Below are 19,993 nucleotides of genomic sequence, written 5' to 3'. Positions count from 1 at the left end.
GACACACACTCCAAATTTTTATACACAGTCATTTTTATCCAATGCAATAAGTGCAGTTGGATCTATTAATCTTTGCCACAATTTGCAAACGACCTTTCGGGTATCAAGCCAGTCCGCAGCATTCACTTGCATGGATTGATTTGCAAGGGCTAAACGGTGACTCTCGGCACGTTCACTTAGGTAAGCTTGAATCAATGCTGTCGCATCGTCACTGGATAAGTAACTTGTTTTTGCGGCATCCTCAAGGATTCGTACGTTGTCGGAGTAATGGGCGAGATCTGGATTCGACCCACTCCATGCCAATACCGCATACTGTGCCATAAATTCAATATCAACGATACCACCTGCATCCTGTTTTAAATGAAAAATTCCATCTTTTTTCTGATCGGCAGATGAGCCAAGATGATCTTTCATTTTTTGACGCATTTTTAAAACTTCAGCGCGAACATTTTCTTCATTTCGTATTCGGGTCAAAATATCACACCGTAATACCTCAAATTTTTCCCGTAAACTCTGTTCTCCTGCAATTGAGCGAGCGCGCACTAATGCTTGATGTTCCCACACCCACGCACTTTTATTTTGATACTGCTCAAATGCTTTTAAGCTTGTCACCAACAAGCCCGCCTCGCCCGATGGACGCAAGCGAGTATCAACTTCATACACTCGACCATCTAAAGTTTGCGTGGTCATAAGGGACATAAATTTTTGTGCAACACGCATGGCAAATTCGAAGCTACTAATTTGTTTTTGACCATCTGTATCTGCATGCTCATCCATATAATGAATAAACACTAAATCTAAATCTGAACCATAACCCAGTTCAATTCCTCCTACTTTGCCGTAACCAACCACGGCAAATGCAAGATGATCGAGTGAGCAGCGTTGTCCATCTGCACAAAGTGGATAACCATGTTTTTTTGCAATCATTTGATAAGCTAAATGCAACGTTGCATTCACTGAAACCTCTGCAATATCAGTTAATGCATCAGACACTTTCATTAAAGGGCTTTCAGCCAGTACATCACTTGCTGCAACTGCAAGTACATTAGATTTTTTGAATAGACGTAGTACTCGCATTTGATCTTCAACTTGATCAATCTCAATGCGTAGTAATTGCTGACGCAAAGAATCTTCTAAATCTTGGCGCTTTGGCAATTCAAAATCCATCGATAAAAATTCATCAAGAAGTACTGGATAATGCGTAAGTTCCTCACAAATCCAAGGGCTTACTGTTGCCATTTTCACAAGTCGTTGCAATGCTCCTTTACTTTCAATCAGCATCACCAAATACACGGTACGTCGCATGACAGATTCAACCAAAGGCATTAATCGAACCAATGCCATTTGTGGTTTATCGGACTGTAAAATGGCTTCAATTAAATGTGGCCAGAACATTTTTAAGCGCTGAACTGCTTTTGCAGGTAGTTTTTTTAATGCATGCCCATGCCAAAATTCATGAACTAAATTTTTTGCATCTGCATCTAAAACCTCATCGAGTTGTTTTTCAATTTGTGAAAAACTTTCAACTAAAGGATCAACTTCTTTTTCTTTAATCAAATGTTCAAACTGATAAATGACTTTTGAGCGCTTTGTATTTAAGACATTTAAAAATTCATCCCAAGATGTAAAACCAAGCGTTTCCGTAATGCGGTTTCGAGAATCAGACTCGGTTGGTAAAGATTGAGTTTGTTGATCATTTAAAGCTTGAATAGCATGTTCTACACGGCGTAAAAATAAATACGCATCTTCTAGTTCTACAACCGCTCGAGATTCTAACAATCCAACTTCACCCAAATGATGCAGGCTGACTAAACATTGACGATCTTGTAACTCGAGTTTTGAACCACCGTAAATAAGCTGAAATACTTGCACAATGAATTCAACTTCACGAATACCACCCGCTCCAAGTTTAATATCATCTTCAATATTGCGACGCTGAACTTCACGCTCAATCATCGCTTTCATTTCACGCATGGCTTCAAAAGCGGTGTAATCGACATACTTGCGAAATACAAATGGACGCGTCATGGCAAGGAGTTCATCACCATCTTTTCCACCTGTAACGATGCGTGCTTTAATCCAAGCATAGCGTTCCCATTCGCGACCATGCTGACTTAAATATTTTTCTAATGCTGCATGACTAATGGCAAGTGCAGATCCATCACCCCAAGGGCGTAAACGCATATCCACTCGGAAGACAAAACCATCGGCAGTAATATGATCAAGCAAATAAATTAATTTTTGCCCCCACAAAATGCAGAACTGTTGAACATCAATGCATTTGCGGCCATTTGTTTCACCTTGTTCATCGAAGGCAAAAATCAAATCGATATCACTTGATAAATTCAGTTCTTGTGCACCATGTTTCCCCATCGCAATGACAATGAGATCTTGGACTTTTCCACCGTAACCAATCGGCTCACCATGCTTAACAATCAATGCTTTTCGAGCAAAGTCTTTTGCTGCACACACTGCCAAATCTGCAAAGTCTGATAATTCTTTAGTTAATTGAACAACATCAGTCAGTTGATTTGCATCTTGCCAAATCCAACGAAACATTAGACGTGAACGTAAAATTCGAAGCACACGCATCCATTGATTTTCATCTAAAATTTCAGCTAATGATTCATCAATAATTGAAGTGATTTTTTCTCGAGTTAAGGGTTTTAAAAATTCATCAAATGCATAATCTTTTTCTATTAATTCTTTATGCTTTTCTAAAACTTGTTCAGCATACTGACTTGCGCGTAATGTTTTATGCAGTTGTTCCGAGTTCATTCCCAAACCTGAAGCCTTATGTTTTTATTAGTTATAGCAGTAGTTGCACTCAATTTGGGAAATAATTGGTTTGAATTTTATATTTTACTTCTTAAGTTTCAAGCAGCAGTGACCAATGCAACTTGCTTATTTTTAGGCAAAGTAATTTTAAAAATAGAACCGACACCCTCTTTAGATGTCACAGAAAGTTCACCGTGATTTAAATCTACAAAATGTTTACATAAAACTAAGCCTAAACCTAGGCCTTTCTCGCCAGATGTACCTTTTATGCTCACCGTAAATTTAGGATCAAATAAATTTTGCATTTGCTTTTCATTCATCCCCAAACCAGTATCTTTCACATAAATATGTACATACTGATCATCTTCTTCTGCACTAAGAACAACCTTCCCATTTCCATCTGTATATGTGAATTTCAAAGCATTTGAAACTAAGTTTTGAATCACAGATGTCACCATATTGATGTCTGCATATACTTTTAAAGTGGGTGAAATTTGGTTAATAATTTCAATATTTTTCTTTGCAGCCAAACTCGCAAGCACATTTTGAACAATGGTCACAAGTTGAATTAAGTCGAAACAAATTGGATGATAAACAAAGCGCCCACCCTCTGCCATTGCCCAATTTAAAAGGCTTTCTAGCAAATTATAAGTCGATTGCGAGGTCTCAAATAAATACTCTGAAATATCTTGAACATCAGCATCATCTAATGTTTCTCTTTCATGTGCTAAAACCTCTGAAAAGCCCATTAAGCCATGAAAAGGTGCTCTCAAGTCGTGTGCAATAATTTGAAAAAATTTAGTTTTACTTGAATTAAGTGCAGATTGCTGTTCACATATTTCTTTAAGTTCCGCATTTTCAAGGCGCAACTTAATAATATTTACTAAACTTTGTACAAACTCTAAGACAATATTGAGTTGCTTATCATCAAAATGATCGGTTCGTTCATCATATAATACGACATGACCAATTGAACGACCTTCATGTTTTAAACTCATGGTCACAAAACGTTTGTGTTCTACACCACGCTCACGAATATAATTCGAGACAATTTTATAATTAGGATGTTTTGTATCTATATAAGGTTGATCTAAAAAAAAGTGTTCATATTCGTCGTGAGGTTGTGCTAAAAAAACCTTACAAATACCATCTGACTCATGCCAACCATAGGGCTCGTCTTTAAAAACTAAAATCCCGTAATCTATTTGCAACATACCACATGCAAATTTCAAGAATTTAACAATTTGATTTTCTTTTGTTAAAATACCCAATAATAATGAAAGGCGACATGCGCCAAGCTGTTCAGTTTTCGCGCCCATTTCAAATAATTCTAATTTCATACAGGCCTCACTGTTTTATAGTTAGCTTTATAGCAAAGTTTAACCGCACCATGAACAACAAAATATTACATAAATTGTAATTTTGCCACTATTTTTCAACAAGAAAGTAAAATAGAACACAATTAAGTACATTTAAACTGTAACCTAATTTTATTAAGCATCAATTTACATCATTATTATTTTTACCTCCCGACCACGCGATTAAAATCACTTTATTATTTTAATAACATTGTATTTAAAAACTAATTTAAAACACACCAATTCGTTTTATAGAAAAAGACAATGCTTTATCAATTTCATTTAATTAATTTCTTCTATTGCAGATAAGTATTCCTGTTTCACAATTAAAAAAAACAAATAGGTAATATTTTTTTAATAAATTTTAACCCTAATATTATTCAAAAAAATCGTCTCCAACTCACTGCAATAGCAATATGTCCACACATAAAAAACCATCAAAACAGTTATAGTAATTTATTATTAAATCTTCGCGAAATGACAGTTTTCTTAAAAAAACTGACAAGAAATATATAAAAATTAACAAGATAATAGCCCCGTATTTTAGCGAAATGACTTCTAGATCATTTCATTTTTACATTAAATTTATAGGGTACTTACAATGAAAGTTAAAACAATATTTATTGCATCAGCATTATCTTTAGCACTTCCTATAGCTGCAACAGCAGCTCCAACAGTTACGTTCCAAGGTGAAGTAACCGATCAAACGTGTAAAGCAACCATTAACGGACAAACAGATTCAACAGTATTATTACCTACTGTTTCATCAACTGAATTATCAGCTACAGGCATGACAACTGGTCTTACACCTTTCTCAATTAGCGTTCAAGACTGTCAAGTTGATACTGCTGACGTTGAAATTTCAACTAAATTTCTTGGTCACAACGTAACGACTACGGGTAATTTAGGTAATATCGCAACGAGCAACCCCGCAGGTAATGTGTCAATTCAATTAACAGCCGATGCAACAGGTGCTGCACCTGTAACTTTAAATGGCGTAACAAGTGTTGATGGACTTGTACTTAAAGCTGGTCAAACTTCTGCGACACATCAATTTGGCGCACAATATTATGCCGAAGATGCTGCAACGGCGGGTGCTGTAACAGCAGTAGCTGAGTACACATTAAGCTATAACTAAAATAATAGAAAATTTCTGAAGGTTGATAATTTCACATCAGTCTTGACGCTGTTATTGAGTATAAATTCAGTAACAGCGTTTTCATTTCAGTAGGATAATAATTTTATGAAACTTCTAATAAATACTGTTTTTAAGCGTAGTACTGCCTTATTTTGTCTTTCAACTTTAGTTAGCAGCATGACAGCCGCTTCAGTCGTTATGACTGGTACTCGTGTTATTTTTCCAGCAAATCAAAATGAAAAAACCGTACATTTGCAGAATAAAGATAATAACCCAAATATTGTTCAAGTATGGTTAGACAGCGGTGATGAATCATCAACTCCTGAAACAGCTGATGCTCCAATTATTGCCAACCCACAAATTTTTAAAATGGCACCAAACCAAGGGCAAATCGTTCGCTTAATTTTTACGGGCGATAAGTCAACTTTAGCCAAAGATAGAGAAAGTATTTTCTATATGAATTTCTCTGAAATTCCTGCTTCAAAAAGTGAAAATACAGCAAGTAACAGACTTATGCTTGTGTTTAAAAACCGCGTAAAAGTACTTTACCGCCCAGATAATTTGGCAGTTCCTTCACACGAAATATCAAAACACATTACATATCAATGGGTGGGGAATAACGCGAATCAGAAAATAGTACTCCATAACAATAGCCCATATTATGCAAATTTTTCCGAATTAAACCTAACACATGCAGGGCAAAAAAAACTCATTGCAAAAAATCAAATGATTGCGCCCTACAGTTCTAGAGAGTGGGCTTATTCCCTTAAAACAACAAATACTGCTAATGTAAAAATTAACCTGAACTTAATTAATGATTATGGCGTTGCTGTGACAACCGATCTAAGCAATTACAAGGAATAATCACACCATGCGCGCTATTATGCCTAAGGTATTTCTACCATTTTTGCCTCAGATACCTCTTACATTAAGTCTTATGGCTAGCTTACCTGCAATATCGTATGCAGAAGTAAGTGTATCTCCAATAAACTCAGTGAATAGTGAAATTGGAAATCCTGTGTCTGAAAGCGATGAATACGTATTTGATCAAGCTTTTTTTCTTGGTTCTAGCTTGAATCAAAAAGCATTAAAACGCTTAAGTGAAGGTGGTGCAATAACGCCAGGATTCTATAAAGCCGACGTCTATATTAATGAAAAATTTATTGAAAATACGAGCGTTCAATTTATTGAAACAGCAAATAATAAAATTCAGCCATGCTTTTCGGTAACACAACTTCAAAATGCTGGGGTGACTATTCAAGATGCTGAATCACAAGATCGCTGTGACACATTAGAAAATTTAATTGGCAGTGGTACAAGCCACTTCGATGTATCAAATCTGCGCCTAAATTTAAGTATTCCTCAAAGCCTAATGAAGCAAAAACCTCGTGGCTATGTATCTCCATCTCAACTAGATAGTGGTTCGAGCATTGGTTTTATTAACTATTATACAAACTTTTATCACAATAATTATGAAAGCTTAGATCAAAAGTATCAGCAGAATTCAGCTTATTTGTCTCTGAATGGTGGTTTTAATATTGGTGCATGGCAATTCCGTCAAAAATCTAGCCTAAATTATAATAATAATGAAATGAACTGGAATAATCTGAGTAGCTATGTCAAAAGACCTATACCAAAATTTCAAAGTGAACTATCGGCGGGTCAACTTGTTTCTTCTGGTCGTTTCTTCTCAGGTTTAAGTTTTACTGGTATCAATTTAAGTACTGATGACCGCATGCTACCAGACTCTATGCGCGGCTATGCACCTGTTATTCAAGGTATTGCAAACACGACTGCGAAGGTTTCTATTCTTCAAAATGGTAAAGAGCTATATCAAACTACTGTTGCAGCTGGGCCATTCAAAATATCAGACCTCTATCCAACAAGTTATAACGGTGACTTAAATGTTGTTGTCACCGAAGCTGATGGTAAAACTTCAGAGTTTCGCGTCCCCTTTTCCGCCGTTCCCGAATCGGTACGCCAAGGTGCGTTTAAATACAATATTGATATTGGTCGCACACGTGAGTTAGGTGAAAATACTGAATTTTCTAATATTACAACTCAATATGGCTTGAATAATGCCTTTACGCTAAATAATGGATTACGTGTTGCAGATGGTTATTTATCTACAATGTTTGGTACTGCATATACAAGTCGTTTAGGTGCTTTTGGTACTGAAATTACATACTCTCGAGCGAATGTGCCTGAAGAAGGCTATATTCAAGGTTGGATGTTTGGTGCCAATTACAGTAAAACATTTCAAGCAACAAATACCACAATTGCTTTAGCAGGATATCGTTTTTCAACAGATGGTTACCGTGACTTATCTGATGTTATTTCTTTACGCCAAGCAAAAAAAGATAACGTTGAGTTCCAATCGACAACGTATAAAGAACAATCTCGCGCAACCATCATGCTTAATCAGTCTTTTGGAGATTTAGGCACGCTTTATGTATCAGGATCTGCCTCAAACTACCGAGATGAAAAACCAAAAGACTATCAATTTCAACTCGGATATGGAAAAACATTTAGTAATGGCATAAGTTTAAATGCTTCTGCAACGCGTCAACATTCATCTACTTTAACTTATAGTTCCCCATCTTCAAACGTACTTAATGATCAATTTTCGAAAGATGGTGATACTACTTTTGCTTTATCTTTAAGCATTCCGCTAGAAAAAAAGAAATATGCAAAAAATGTATTATTTAACTACAACGGCAATTCAGATCATAACAATTATCAAACCACAATAAATGGTGATATTACGTCATTTAAAGACCTAAGCTATACAACAGGTATTAGTTATGATGATCAATCTGAAGTAACTGTTTTGAATGCAGGACTAAATAAACGTTTTGACTATGTAAACACCTCATTGAATGCCTCAAAAGGTGATAACTACTGGCAAGCTTCAGCAAATATTCAAGGTGCTTTTGCGCTTCATAGTGGTGGTATTACATTTGGTCCTTATTTAGGAGAAACTTTCGCATTGGTTGAGGCAAAAAATGCTGAAGGTGCAAGTATATTAAACATTCAGGGAACAAAAATTAATAAAGCTGGCTATGCACTCATTCCAGCCTTAACACCGTATCGCTATAACACCATTGCATTAAACCCTGAAGGCATGTCATCAAATACAGAATTAACTGCGGGTGATGTAAAAATCGCACCTTACTCTGGGGCTTCAATAAAAGTGAATTTCAACACCCGTCAGGGATATGCAATGCTGATAGCGAGCCAACTTAAAGATGGTGAAGCAGTTCCATTAGGTTCTGATATTCAGAATATGGCTGGTGAAAATATTGGAATGGCAGGACAAAATGGGCAAATTTACTTAAGAGCGAGTGAGCCTACAGGAAAAGTTTATGTAACATGGGGGGATGAGTCTAGTGATCGTTGTGTGATTCACTATCAAATTCCTGAAGATCAAATAGACACTCCGCTTGTTCGTTTAAATGAAATTTGTCAAATTGAGAACTAGATCATGAAACTCTTCATTAAATTTTTACTATTCATCGCAACCTTACTCACCATATCTACATCATATGCACGTTGTGAACGGACATATGCAATTAATGCTGCTGATAGTTATGCAACACCAATAGAATTTGGCTCTCTCAATTTAAGTTCAGCTTATTTACAACCAACAGGCAGTGTTTTAGGCCATACCGTTGTACCTCCTTCACATCGAGGTATCTCACCATCGACTGTAATTTGGACGTGCGATCCAGCAGATCTACCAAATATTTACTTTCTCGTTGCAACAAATGGTGATGAACCATTTGGTGGACATGTTGAAGTGGGCGAGGCTGATGGGCTGAGCGGTGTGTATGCAACATGGTGGCAATATATTGGACTTAAGCAATCTATGGATGGTGTTGTATTTTCACGTTACTGGAAAAGATTAGATATCAAAAACTATGCCGTTGCTGCAAATGGTCGAATTCAAATCCGATTAATGGATATTCCACCACTAGAGGCAACACTTTATAAAGTAAGCTCATTACCTGTTTATAGCCGTGGATCATTTTGCTACACCCATATGATTACAGATGGAACATATCAAAGTGGCACCCTTGCTGGCACAACCATTAAAGCTGCTTGTAACCAACCGAGTGCTTACATTCAACTTGGTGGTAATAGCAATGTAGTTTTTTATTCTTGGACACCAGATAAAGAAGGCGCAGACTCAAACACAAGCTATTACTTTTTCTCAGCCTATGGAATTGCTTATGGTCTTAATACAAGCTCATCAGTTCTATCTAGAGCAGAAACATGTGTCGCAAGAAACGCCACTCCTACAGTGAATTTCCCTGCTATTGCAGCAACCCAATTAAGAGCTGGTGCAACGTCAGAAGTAAATTTTAATGTTGAAGTAGAATGTAGTAATACTGCCAATTCTGGTACGGCTAAAGATCAAGTAGCCATAGGATTTCAACCATCGAATGCAGCTTATATGAATGCACAACAATTAAATTTAATTAATGCAAACGGATCAAGTGAATATCTAATTTCGGATGATTACACCAACCCTCAAACTGCAAAAGGTGTTGGCGTAAAAATTCAAAACGGCAATACTGGAACAAATATGTTATTTTTAAACCAATATGCGATTAGTGGTGGTGGAGCATCTGCGGGGTGGTATCCTGTTTTAGAGGGAAATAACAACTCTATGGGTTCTCTGCAAGCAGGATATACAACATATTTACAACAATATCGTGCCATTTTAGAAAAAATACCAACGCTTGACCCTATACCAGGGAAAGTTAAAGCAACAGCTACGGTGGTTGTAAAAGTACAGTGAAATATTTACTAAAAAACACTTACCTACTGATCTTAATGCTCTTTAGTATTGAGATCAGTCACGCAGGAATTTTAGCATCCTCAACACGTGTAATTTACTCGCAAGAAAGTAAAGATAAAAGTTTAATACTTGCGAATACGAATGATTATCCAGTTCTCACTCAAATTTGGGTTGATGAAGGACAAATAGACCCTGAGTTTAAAAATTCTCCATTCGTTGTACTGCCAGGAATTTTTAAATTAACACCTAAAGAAACAAAAGGAATTCGTATTGTTTATAACGGAATGCCTTTAGCCACTGACCGTGAGTCTCTCTTTTGGTTAAATTTATATGAAATTCCTGCCATTAAAAAAAGTAATCTTGCTGATGAATACTTAAATTTAGCAATGAATACACAAATGAAAATTTTCTACCGACCACAAGGTCTTAAACCTTATACGCTAGATGATTTACAACAACAGATTCAATATCAATTCATTTCTAATAATAATTTATTTGAATTAAAACTTAAAAACCCAACCCCCTACTACTTGAATTTTGCCAATCTTAAAATTTCAAATAATCAATCGAGCTCTACTATTCAACATAATGAAGATAATATTTTACCGCCATTTTCCGAAAAAAATTACACGCTCATCAACCATGCATTCAAAAATGCTTCTCAAAACATTTTAGAATACACATTGATTGATGATTTAGGAAAAGCGCATCGCTATAGTATTCAACTCAAATAAGTCTAAGCAGGTATAAAATAATTTTAATGCACGAGATCATTTGAATATTTCAGCTCACTCAAACTGTTTTTTCAATATTTAATTCACGCCAACGCATTGGGGTATATCCAGTCCAACATTTAAACACTCGATTGAATGATGTTTGCTCTTGATAGCCCAATAAGCTTGAAATTTCTATAATGCTTGTATTTTTATTCAGTAAATACTGTTTAGCCAAAGTTAAACGAGCATCATTCAACATATCTTGAAAACGTACACCATGGTCTTTTAAAGCCATTTGCAAAATACGCGTACTCATATTCAAATATCCAGCCGTTACACTAACTTTCGGGTCTTGAGCCTTAATCGATTTAATAATTGCCTGATTCACATTCTCTAAAAATTTTGTATGTTTAGGCATTTCATTAAACATTTGATCGGCTGGCTTTTGAAGGATATGTAATAACATTGGATCCTCACTAGCCCACTGAACATCTAAAATAGACTTTTGTACTTTAAATAATGTCCGCTCTGCATCGAAACTTACAGGGCAATTAAAATAATCTTGATACAATTTAGTATTTTTAGGCTTCGGGATAGCTAACTCAACTTTAGTAAAAATGTCACGGTTCTGTCCAATAAGCGTCAATAGTCTTTGATAAATAATAGCAACTTGCAACTCTTCCGAAATCGCTGTTTCCCGAATATGTAGTCCTGCACTGTAATACGCTGGTTTTTCCCAAGATATAATAATTTCATTACCAACTATTTTTACATCCTTGTGCATATAGTCATACCATATAGAAATATACTGTAATGGTAGCTCCACGTAACTTTTTAGATTTTTACAAGATGCCGCAATATATAAAGAAATACCTAAATGGCTCGGATTACTTAATTTTGCAATCTCTAAGCCTAAACCCTCTTTTTGATATTGCTGATCTACATATTTGAGTTTTTTCAACCACTGACTAAAAATGATTCTATCGTCAATGTCATAAATATGATTTATAGGTGATTTTAAATAATTTTTTTCACAGAAAGCATCTAACAATCTAACCATTCCACTATAAACACTTCTCGTTTTTAAAAATGATTTCATGTGACGCCCTTCTCATGTCGTAAATTATTTGTTGTAATTAACACATTTATCACCCATTTCAATTTTAATAATGGTTTGGGTGGCTGCTATATGTTTATTTACAGTGTGATTAGATTTACGTTATTAATATCATAAAGATATAGCTTATCGATATTATTTTTATAGTAGACCGTTATGAAGACGATATGGCTTTAAAATTTATAAGGCTCTTTTTTTATTGGTTTAATTCATACCGCCTAACCATAAAATTTCACCATGAGCACAAAAAATGTAGAGACCCTTTTGTTGAAGCTCCTTTTTCAAAATGAATATCTAAAAAGTGGTTAGTTAAGCTTTAAGATTAAGACAAAAAATAAGATGATTTATTTAATTTTAAGCAATAAAAAAGGCCCTAAGTCTTAATATGCTTAGAGCCTTTTTTTGAACTGGTCCCGAGGGTCGGACTCGAACCGACACATCATCTCTGATAGTGGATTTTGAATCCACCGCGTCTACCAATTTCACCACCTCGGGATGCGGCTATATTACCCTGTTTCAAAAACTTGTCAACGCCAGATCAAAACAATTGATTAAATTTAAATCAGCTTTATTTTTTTTGACTTATAATCAATCAATATCATCTATAAAACTTAAAAAAGCATATACTAAGCACAGTTTTAATATATGTGTTTGCTCTATTTAATCATGCAACTTTCCGACTTTAATTTTGATCTCCCCGATGAGCTTATTGCTCGCTATCCTCTTGAAACTCGTAGCGCATCTCGCCTTCTACATTTAGATGCTCAGGGTCAATATCATGACCGTCATTTCACAGATATTCTAGATTTACTCGAAACTGGCGATTTACTCGTTCTCAATGACACCAAAGTCATGAAAGCCCGTTTGAAAGGTAAGCGTGCAAGTGGCGGTGCTGTTGAGGTTCTTGTTGAACGTATGCAAGATCGTTTTGTTGCACATTGTCATATCAAGGCAAGTAATTCACCCAAAGCAGGTGCAGAATTATTTATTGGTCTAGATGAAGTTAAAGTAACGGTAACAGGTCGTCACGAAAATTTATTTATTGTTGAATTTTCTCAACCTATTTTAGATGTTCTCGATAAGTATGGGAAACTTCCAATTCCGCCATACTTTAACCGTGAAGCCGAAGAAATCGATACCACACGTTATCAAACAGTTTTTAATGATCCAACTAAACTGGCAAGTGTTGCAGCACCAACTGCAAGTTTGCATTTTGATCAAGCACTACTTGATCAATTAGAAGCGAAAGGCATTAACAAAACATTTGTGACTTTACATGTGGGCGCAGGCACTTTCCTTCCCGTTCGTACCAATGACATTGAAAATCACATTATGCATAGCGAATGGTGTGATGTTTCAGATGCAACCATGCAACTCATTAAAGAAACTAAAGCGCGCGGCAACAAAGTTATTGCTGTGGGTACAACAGCAACACGAGCAACAGAAAGTGCAGCTCAAGCCAATGATGGTGAACTTAAAGGTTGGACGGGTGATACTCAAATCTTTATTTATCCAGGTTATGAGTTCAAAGTGGTTGATCGTTTAATTACGAATTTCCATTTGCCTGAATCTACATTGTTAATGTTAGTTTCAGCACTTTCAAATCAAGAGAATATTTTGAAAGCCTATCATCATGCAGTAGCAGAAAAATATCGTTTCTTTAGCTATGGTGATGCCATGCTTATTGATCAGGCACCTCATAAATAGTTTATTCGATTTATTTTAAGCATCATCTAAATAGCTACAATAAAAGCCCAATATCTTCAAATAGTTAGATATTGGGCTTTTTTATAAAAGAGATTTCAACTCAATATTTAATCTTAAATTTTTTGAATGTAATTTTCATAAACAAAAATAACAGAGTTAAAACTCGATAAAGCTAGCGTTTCATATAAGAATCTAGGAAAATATTGGACTTTTAGCATATTTAATCAGCGAACTGTTTTTTCGCCTCGATTTCGGAACTTATATGAAGTTTGAAAAATTAGCTCAGTCGGGTCGTGCTCGTCGTGGTCGTTTGACCTTAGAGCATGGTGTTGTGGAAACACCTATGTTTATGCCTGTTGGTACTTACGGTACTGTTAAAGGCATGCTCCCACGTGATATCGAAGAGATTAAATCTCAAGTTATCCTTGGTAATACCTTCCATTTATATCTTCGTCCAGGTTTGGATGTGATTCGTGAACACGGTGGCTTACACGGTTTCATGAAATGGAATAAACCAATTTTGACCGATTCAGGTGGCTTCCAAGTTTTTAGTCTTGGCGCAATGCGTAAGATTAAAGAAGATGGCGTGACTTTCCGTTCTCCAATTGATGGTTCAAAAGTTTTCCTTTCTCCTGAAATTTCAATGGATATTCAACATACGTTGAATTCTGACATTGTGATGATTTTTGATGAATGCACACCGTATCCTGCAACACGTGAAGAAGCGCAAAAATCTTTGCAACTTTCATTACGTTGGGCAAAGCGTTGTAAAACTCAACATCATGACGTCTTGAAAAACCGTAATGCCCTTTTCGGCATTATTCAAGGTGGCATGTATGAAGACCTTCGTGAAGAATCACTAAAAGGCTTACTCGACATCGACTTTGATGGTTATGCAATTGGCGGTTTGTCTGTTGGGGAACCAAAAGAAGAAATGATTAAAGTACTGGATTATCTTCCTGAGCAAATGCCAGCAGATAAACCTCGTTACTTGATGGGTGTGGGCAAACCAGAAGATATCGTAGAAGCGGTTCGTCGTGGTGTTGATATGTTCGACTGCGTAATGCCGACTCGTAATGCACGTAACGGTCATTATTTTGTGACAGATGGTTTAGTACGGATTCGTAACGCACAATATCGTCATGATCAAGGACCACTAGATCCACATTGCGACTGCTACACCTGTACTAACTTCACCCGCTCATATCTATTCCATTTAGAAAAATGCGGTGAAATGCTTGCATCTATGTTAGGTACAATTCACAACTTACGTTATTACTTGCGCCTTACAGAAACTATGCGAGATGCTCTAGATAACGGTAAATTTGATGAATTTGTTCAAGACTTTTATGCACGTCGTGGCTTAGAAGTTCCACCTTGTCCGCAAGATTAATATTTCAGTGTTTGCGCTGAAGAAAAAGACAAGGTAAATTGCTAACAAGCTAATTTATTATCATGTATTTAATTACTGTTTTTTTTATTTAGGAAATTCAAATGAGCCTTTTCATTTCTACTGCTCACGCGGCAGAGGGTGCTGCACAACAACCAAGTTTAATCGCGAACTTGGGTATGATTGCTGTTTTTGTTGCAATTTTTTACTTCTTGATCTGGCGCCCTCAATCTAAACGTGCAAAAGAACATCGTGCATTAGTTGAAAGCCTTGGTGTTGGAAGCGAGGTTGTATTTGCCGGTGGTCTTATGGGTAAAGTCCTTAAGATCGAAGGTGACTTTGCAGTTGTTGAATTGAGCCGTGGCGTTGAAGTAAAAATTCAACGTGCTAGTGTGATTTCAGTTCTTCCTGAAGGCACATTAAATAATCTTTAATCAAAAATAAGTCGTGCGATTCGTACGACTTTTTTCATTTTAAGAAGAAAATAAATGCGTTACCCAGCATGGAAATATCTACTAATCCTCGTTGTTCTTGTGATTAGTACATTATATGCCCTGCCAAGTTTGTATCCAGATGAACCTGCCGTTCAAATTTCTGGTGCCAAAGCTGGTACCCAAATTGATCAAAGCATCGTACAAAAAGCAGAGCAAATTTTACAAAGCGAAAAAATTGCCAGCCATGACAATAGTTTCACCAATAACGCGGCATTGTTACGTTTAGATTCATCTGAAGCACAATTAAAAGCAAAGGATGCATTACGTCGTGGTCTTGGTGACAATTATGTTGTTGCTCTTAACCTCGCGCCTACAACTCCAGAATGGCTTCAAAAAATTGGTGCGAAACCAATGAAGTTAGGTCTAGATTTACGTGGTGGTGTTCATTTCTTACTTGAAGTAGATATGGATAAAGCCATCAGCCAGCGCATGGAAACGTCATCAACTGATTTACGTCGTCAATTCCGTGATAATAAAATTAAGTTCAACAGCCTTTCGCTGAATAATAATGTCATCACAGTTCAATTCGCAGATAATTCAGATCGCGATGCAGCTGCAGATTTCTTACGCAGAAATGGCAATGAATATACGCAACAAGCTGTTGCGACGACTGACGGTTCAACTTTACGTCTTACTTATACAGATGTACGTAAACAAGAAATTCAGTCTTATGCAGTGAACCAAAACTTAACAACGTTACGTAATCGTATTAACGAGTTAGGTGTTGCAGAAGCACTTGTTCAAACCCAAGGTAGCAACCGTATTGTGGTTGAATTACCGGGTGTGCAAGATACTGCTGAAGCAAAACGTGTATTAGGTCGTACTGCAAACTTAGAATTCCGTTTGGTATCTGACTTAAATGATCAACACATCGACCCATATACAGGTCAATTGAAAGATCAAGCACCTCCAGGTACTGAAGCGTTTGCTTTCCAATCATTGGATAGCGGTCGTCAATTATTGCTTAACCGTAGCCGTATTTTAACAGGTGAACGTGTTCAAAATGCATCTTCAGGCTTTAGCCAAGATTCAGGCGGAGCAGAAGTTAACATCACCCTAGATTCTGCGGGTGGTAAGTTAATGTCAGATGCGACACGTAATGCTGTCGGCAAACGTATGGCTGTTTTGTTCATTGAGAACAAACAAAAAATTAGCTATGTTCAAGATCCTACAACTGGCGCACAAACTGAAGTACGTACGCCATATACAGAATCTGTCGTGATTAATGCTGCAACTGTTCAAGCAGTATTAGGTTCACAGTTCCGTATTACAGGTCTAGATTCTCCTCAAGAAGCAGGCGAACTTGCATTGATGTTACGTGCAGGTGCTTTAGCTGCACCAATGTACTTCGTTGAAGAACGTGTTATTGGACCAAGCTTGGGTCAAGAAAACATCGACAAAGGTGTTCTTTCTACGCAAATTGGTTTCTTACTTGTTGCTATTTGGATGGTGGTTTTCTTCCGTCTATTTGGTTTAATTGCAAACTTTGCGCTTGTACTTAACCTTGCCATGATTTTAACGGTTATGTCTTGGATTGGTGCTTCCCTCACCCTACCAGGTATTGCAGGTATTGTGATTACCATTGGTATGGCGGTCGATGCCAACGTACTGATTTGTGAGCGAATACGAGAAGAAATGAAGTGGGGTGCCTCGCCAAAACAAGCCATTGTGGCAGGTTATGACCGAGCATATAACACCATTTTCGACTCTAACTTAACGACATTCCTTGTTGCGTTTATCCTATTTGCAATCGGCTCTGGTCCAATTAAAGGATTTGCCGTGACTTTAATGATTGGTATTATTTGCTCAATGTTTACTGCAATTACAGTAACACGTGCAATTGTCCAAATCATTTATGGCAAAAAACGTAACTTGAAAAAGTTGAGCATTTAGGAGATCGATGATGACTGATAATACTCAACTAGATTCAAAAAAATACGGCCGCCCTGAAGAAGAACGTATTATTCCATTTATGAAAGTTGCGATGCCTATGGCATTAATCTCAATTCTCATTACAGTGGCAAGTATCTTCTTTATTGCAACCAAAGGTCTAAACCTTGGCTTAGACTTTACAGGCGGTATTGCTGCCGAACTGAACTACGCTAAACCTGTACAAGCGACTGATGTTTCTACTGCCCTAGCAAAATCTGGTTTCCGTGATCCTGTTGTACAAACACTAGGTTCAAACCGTGACTTGATGGTGCGTATGCCAGTGCAATCAGAAATGAGCGCAGAAGACCTAACCAATGTCATCAACAAAGCGGTACAACTTCCTGACAATGCTGCTGTTGTGCATAAAATTGATGTTGTAGGTGGTCAAGTTGGTAATGAGCTTTATATTCGTTCTGCTGGAGCGGTCGCTTTAGCTTTATTACTGATGTTGGTTTACGTTACTGTTCGATTCGAATTTAAACTTGCGATGGGTGCAGTACTTTCATTGTTCCACGATATTGTGGTGACTTTGGGTATTTTCGCTATGATGCAGTGGCCATTTGACCTTACTGTTCTTGCGGCATTACTTGCGATTATTGGCTTCTCTCTCAACGATAACATCGTTGTATCTGACCGTATTCGTGAAAACTTCCGCAAAATTCGTGGCGCTTCACCATTAGAAATTATCAATATTGCATTGACTGAAACCTTACGTCGTACCATTCACACTTCTATGACCTTATTGCTTGTTGTTATTGCAATGATGTTGATGGGTGGTGATGGTCTAAAATGGTTCTCTGTTGCCATGTTTGTGGGTGTCTTTGTAGGTACATATTCATCTATCTACATTGGTACAGCATTCGCCTTATGGCGTGGCATTAACCGTCAAGATTTCATTGTGCAAGTTAAACCAGAGTTTGATGAAGAAGAAGTTCAATAATTTATTCTTTTTAGAACTCAAGAAAAAGCCCATCACATGATGGGCTTTTTTAATGCTGATGAATGTGTATTTGAGGTAAATTAAAACCTTTACAGGACTGCTCTGATCGCCAAGCAACCGTTAACACAACATGAGCAAGCTGATAATTTTGATAAGCAAACGTCCCTATTTCAGGGTGATAACACATCCCGCCATTTTGTTCAGCATGAACTTGTGTATCGAACTCATTTAAATTAATTCGAATACCTAAACCTGCTGCTTTAAGTACAGCTTCTTTGGTTGTCCAAACCTTAAACCAGTATTCTTTTTCTTGTTCTAAACTATTCCAAATCGCTAATTCATTCGGATGAAAAGCATGCTTTGCCAATGCCTCAAAACGTACTTTTCGATCTAAATCTTCAACATCTATCCCGACATCTTGCACATAATGGCTGAATGCCAAAGCATAATTTTTTTGGCTGTGACTATGATTAAAGTTTAATTCTGGATAATTTTTTAAATAAGGTTTACCAAACTCTGTCGATATAACATCTTCATTTTGAATTTCAGTATTTAATTGATGAGATAAATATTGATTGCGCTGAACGTAAATTTGCTCTTTTTTATAATGGTTATAAGAGCGAATATCTGCAAAATTGGTTTTATCTAATGGAGCAAGCTGAGCCAATGAATGCACATGAATGGTGATCAATTTATGTTTACTCATTCGCCCAACTCTGCTTTCAACTTAGAATTTTACGATGTCGCCTTTTAATGCAACACCCGCAATTGCTGTACCTTTATGGCATTCATACGTTGTTGTACTTTTTGACGTGTTCGCTTTGTAATAACTGACAAGATTGGTTACAGCATTTGCACCGTGTGATTTTGCTGTATTTTGGAATTGAATCAGTGCTGAACGCAATGCATGATCACATGCATTTTCAGCAGATTTCGCAAAACCATTGGTCTTTTTATTTGTCACTAAGCCACGATCAATCACTTTACCACCAGAGCGTGTGCCTGCTAAATAAAACTTTACAGAACCATCTAAAGTCCCATCAGCCACTGCGCGATCAACAGCTTCTTTAAAGTTAAAGTTATGTGCTTCATCTGCTGCTTGCGCTGAAGATATCCCAACCAAACTTAAGATTGTTGCAAGATAGATATTTTTTAAAGACATGATATTTCCCTCTAATTTTTTATTTTCAATCATCAACGTGCTTTCGCCAATTGAACATATACATATTTATCTAATCTTAATTTCCAAGCCATTGCATTCTTATGAATGACATCGCCTCTTTGATTTAGGTTTCGACTATCTGTAATTTGTGAATAAACTTGGCTACCGTTAATGAAATATGTCACTTGTAAATAATGACGACCATGAGTAAAACCTGCCGTCACTTTATTTTGATCGGACTTTTCAACATACCAACCTGCTCGTGTATTTCGTTCAACAGCAGCTCTAATATTTTGTTCAATATCTGATGCTGTTAAATTTCCACGTGCAATCATTTGCTTTTGTGGATATGCAGATATTCTAACTGCATGACTACACCCAACTAGAGTCAATATACTTAGCCCACAAACCATTGTCAAAATGGCTTTATTTAATTTCATTGTATGCCCCCACACAC

Annotated in this window: 16 protein-coding genes and 1 tRNA gene; 10 read left to right on the top strand and 7 right to left on the bottom strand. The window is 36.7% G+C overall.

Annotation, left to right across the window (positions count from 1 at the left end):
• Positions 1–18: 18 nt before the first annotated feature.
• Positions 19–2,778, bottom strand: a complete 2,760-nt coding sequence (glnE, locus tag GTK57_RS08375) for a bifunctional [glutamate--ammonia ligase]-adenylyl-L-tyrosine phosphorylase/[glutamate--ammonia-ligase] adenylyltransferase (RefSeq protein WP_163122603.1) — start codon at positions 2,776–2,778, stop codon at positions 19–21.
• 98 nt (positions 2,779–2,876) lie between these two features.
• A complete protein-coding gene (locus tag GTK57_RS08370) occupies positions 2,877–4,118 on the bottom strand; it encodes a sensor histidine kinase (protein ID WP_163122599.1) in 1,242 nt (413 codons plus the stop codon).
• Positions 4,119–4,737: 619 nt separating this feature from the next.
• On the opposite strand from GTK57_RS08370, the gene GTK57_RS08365 reads away from it, so the two are divergent.
• From GTK57_RS08365 to GTK57_RS08345, 5 genes are all read left to right on the top strand, one after another.
• Positions 4,738–5,274, top strand: a complete 537-nt coding sequence (locus GTK57_RS08365) for a fimbrial protein (RefSeq protein WP_163122596.1) — start codon at positions 4,738–4,740, stop codon at positions 5,272–5,274.
• A gap of 105 nt (positions 5,275–5,379) precedes the next feature.
• Entirely contained in the window at positions 5,380–6,138 is a 759-nt protein-coding gene (locus tag GTK57_RS08360) for a fimbrial biogenesis chaperone (protein ID WP_163122592.1), read from the top strand.
• 7 nt (positions 6,139–6,145) lie between these two features.
• The gene (locus GTK57_RS08355; RefSeq protein ID WP_163122590.1) at positions 6,146–8,755 is read left to right on the top strand and encodes a fimbria/pilus outer membrane usher protein; all 2,610 of its coding nucleotides are present in this window, start codon (positions 6,146–6,148) and stop codon (positions 8,753–8,755) included.
• Between the two features lie 3 nt (positions 8,756–8,758).
• Positions 8,759–10,078, top strand: coding sequence for a fimbrial protein (locus tag GTK57_RS08350; protein WP_163122587.1), 1,320 nt, complete (start codon positions 8,759–8,761; stop codon positions 10,076–10,078).
• Positions 10,075–10,812, top strand: coding sequence for a fimbrial biogenesis chaperone (locus GTK57_RS08345; RefSeq protein WP_163122584.1), 738 nt, complete (start codon positions 10,075–10,077; stop codon positions 10,810–10,812). Before GTK57_RS08350 ends, GTK57_RS08345 begins: the two co-directional genes overlap by 4 nt.
• 58 nt (positions 10,813–10,870) lie before the next feature.
• On the opposite strand, the gene GTK57_RS08340 is transcribed toward GTK57_RS08345, so the two are convergent.
• Together GTK57_RS08340 and GTK57_RS08335 are read right to left on the bottom strand one after the other, a co-directional pair.
• On the bottom strand, positions 10,871–11,893 hold the full coding sequence (locus tag GTK57_RS08340) for an AraC family transcriptional regulator (RefSeq protein ID WP_163122581.1): 1,023 nt from the start codon (positions 11,891–11,893) through the stop codon (positions 10,871–10,873).
• A gap of 426 nt (positions 11,894–12,319) precedes the next feature.
• A tRNA-Leu gene (locus GTK57_RS08335) sits at positions 12,320–12,406 on the bottom strand.
• 171 nt (positions 12,407–12,577) lie between these two features.
• On the opposite strand from GTK57_RS08335, the gene queA reads away from it, so the two are divergent.
• The 5 genes from queA to secF all read left to right on the top strand — a co-directional run bounded on the left by queA (position 12,578) and on the right by secF (position 18,374).
• Positions 12,578–13,618, top strand: coding sequence for a tRNA preQ1(34) S-adenosylmethionine ribosyltransferase-isomerase QueA (queA, locus tag GTK57_RS08330; protein ID WP_163122578.1), 1,041 nt, complete (start codon positions 12,578–12,580; stop codon positions 13,616–13,618).
• Between the two features lie 262 nt (positions 13,619–13,880).
• Positions 13,881–15,011: a tRNA guanosine(34) transglycosylase Tgt gene (gene tgt, locus GTK57_RS08325; RefSeq protein ID WP_163122575.1), complete on the top strand. Its 1,131-nt coding sequence runs from the start codon at positions 13,881–13,883 to the stop codon at positions 15,009–15,011.
• A 101-nt stretch (positions 15,012–15,112) separates the two neighbouring features.
• The gene (gene yajC, locus GTK57_RS08320; RefSeq protein ID WP_163122572.1) at positions 15,113–15,442 is read left to right on the top strand and encodes a preprotein translocase subunit YajC; all 330 of its coding nucleotides are present in this window, start codon (positions 15,113–15,115) and stop codon (positions 15,440–15,442) included.
• A 54-nt stretch (positions 15,443–15,496) separates the two neighbouring features.
• Entirely contained in the window at positions 15,497–17,395 is a 1,899-nt protein-coding gene (gene secD / locus GTK57_RS08315) for a protein translocase subunit SecD (RefSeq protein ID WP_163122569.1), read from the top strand.
• Positions 17,396–17,402: 7 nt separating this feature from the next.
• Positions 17,403–18,374 carry a protein translocase subunit SecF gene (gene secF / locus GTK57_RS08310; RefSeq protein WP_171500270.1) on the top strand — a complete coding sequence of 324 codons (972 nt, stop codon included), beginning with the start codon at positions 17,403–17,405 and terminating at the stop codon, positions 18,372–18,374.
• A 49-nt stretch (positions 18,375–18,423) separates the two neighbouring features.
• Here secF and GTK57_RS08305 read toward each other — a convergent pair whose 3' ends face one another.
• Genes GTK57_RS08305 through GTK57_RS08295 form a run of 3 tightly spaced genes read right to left on the bottom strand, consistent with a single transcriptional unit; the run spans position 18,424 to position 19,976 of the window.
• Positions 18,424–19,080, bottom strand: a complete 657-nt coding sequence (locus GTK57_RS08305; RefSeq protein ID WP_163122566.1) for a 4'-phosphopantetheinyl transferase family protein — start codon at positions 19,078–19,080, stop codon at positions 18,424–18,426.
• Positions 19,081–19,101: 21 nt separating this feature from the next.
• Positions 19,102–19,536: an excinuclease gene (locus GTK57_RS08300; RefSeq protein WP_163122563.1), complete on the bottom strand. Its 435-nt coding sequence runs from the start codon at positions 19,534–19,536 to the stop codon at positions 19,102–19,104.
• Positions 19,537–19,568: 32 nt separating this feature from the next.
• A complete protein-coding gene (locus tag GTK57_RS08295; RefSeq protein WP_152874644.1) occupies positions 19,569–19,976 on the bottom strand; it encodes a hypothetical protein in 408 nt (135 codons plus the stop codon).
• Between the last annotated feature and the right edge of the window lie 17 nt (positions 19,977–19,993).

This window comes from Acinetobacter portensis (assembly GCF_010646905.1).
Lineage (GTDB): Bacteria > Pseudomonadota > Gammaproteobacteria > Pseudomonadales > Moraxellaceae > Acinetobacter > Acinetobacter portensis.
Note: the sequence above shows the minus strand (reverse complement) of the source record. Positions and strands in the feature narration are given on the sequence as shown.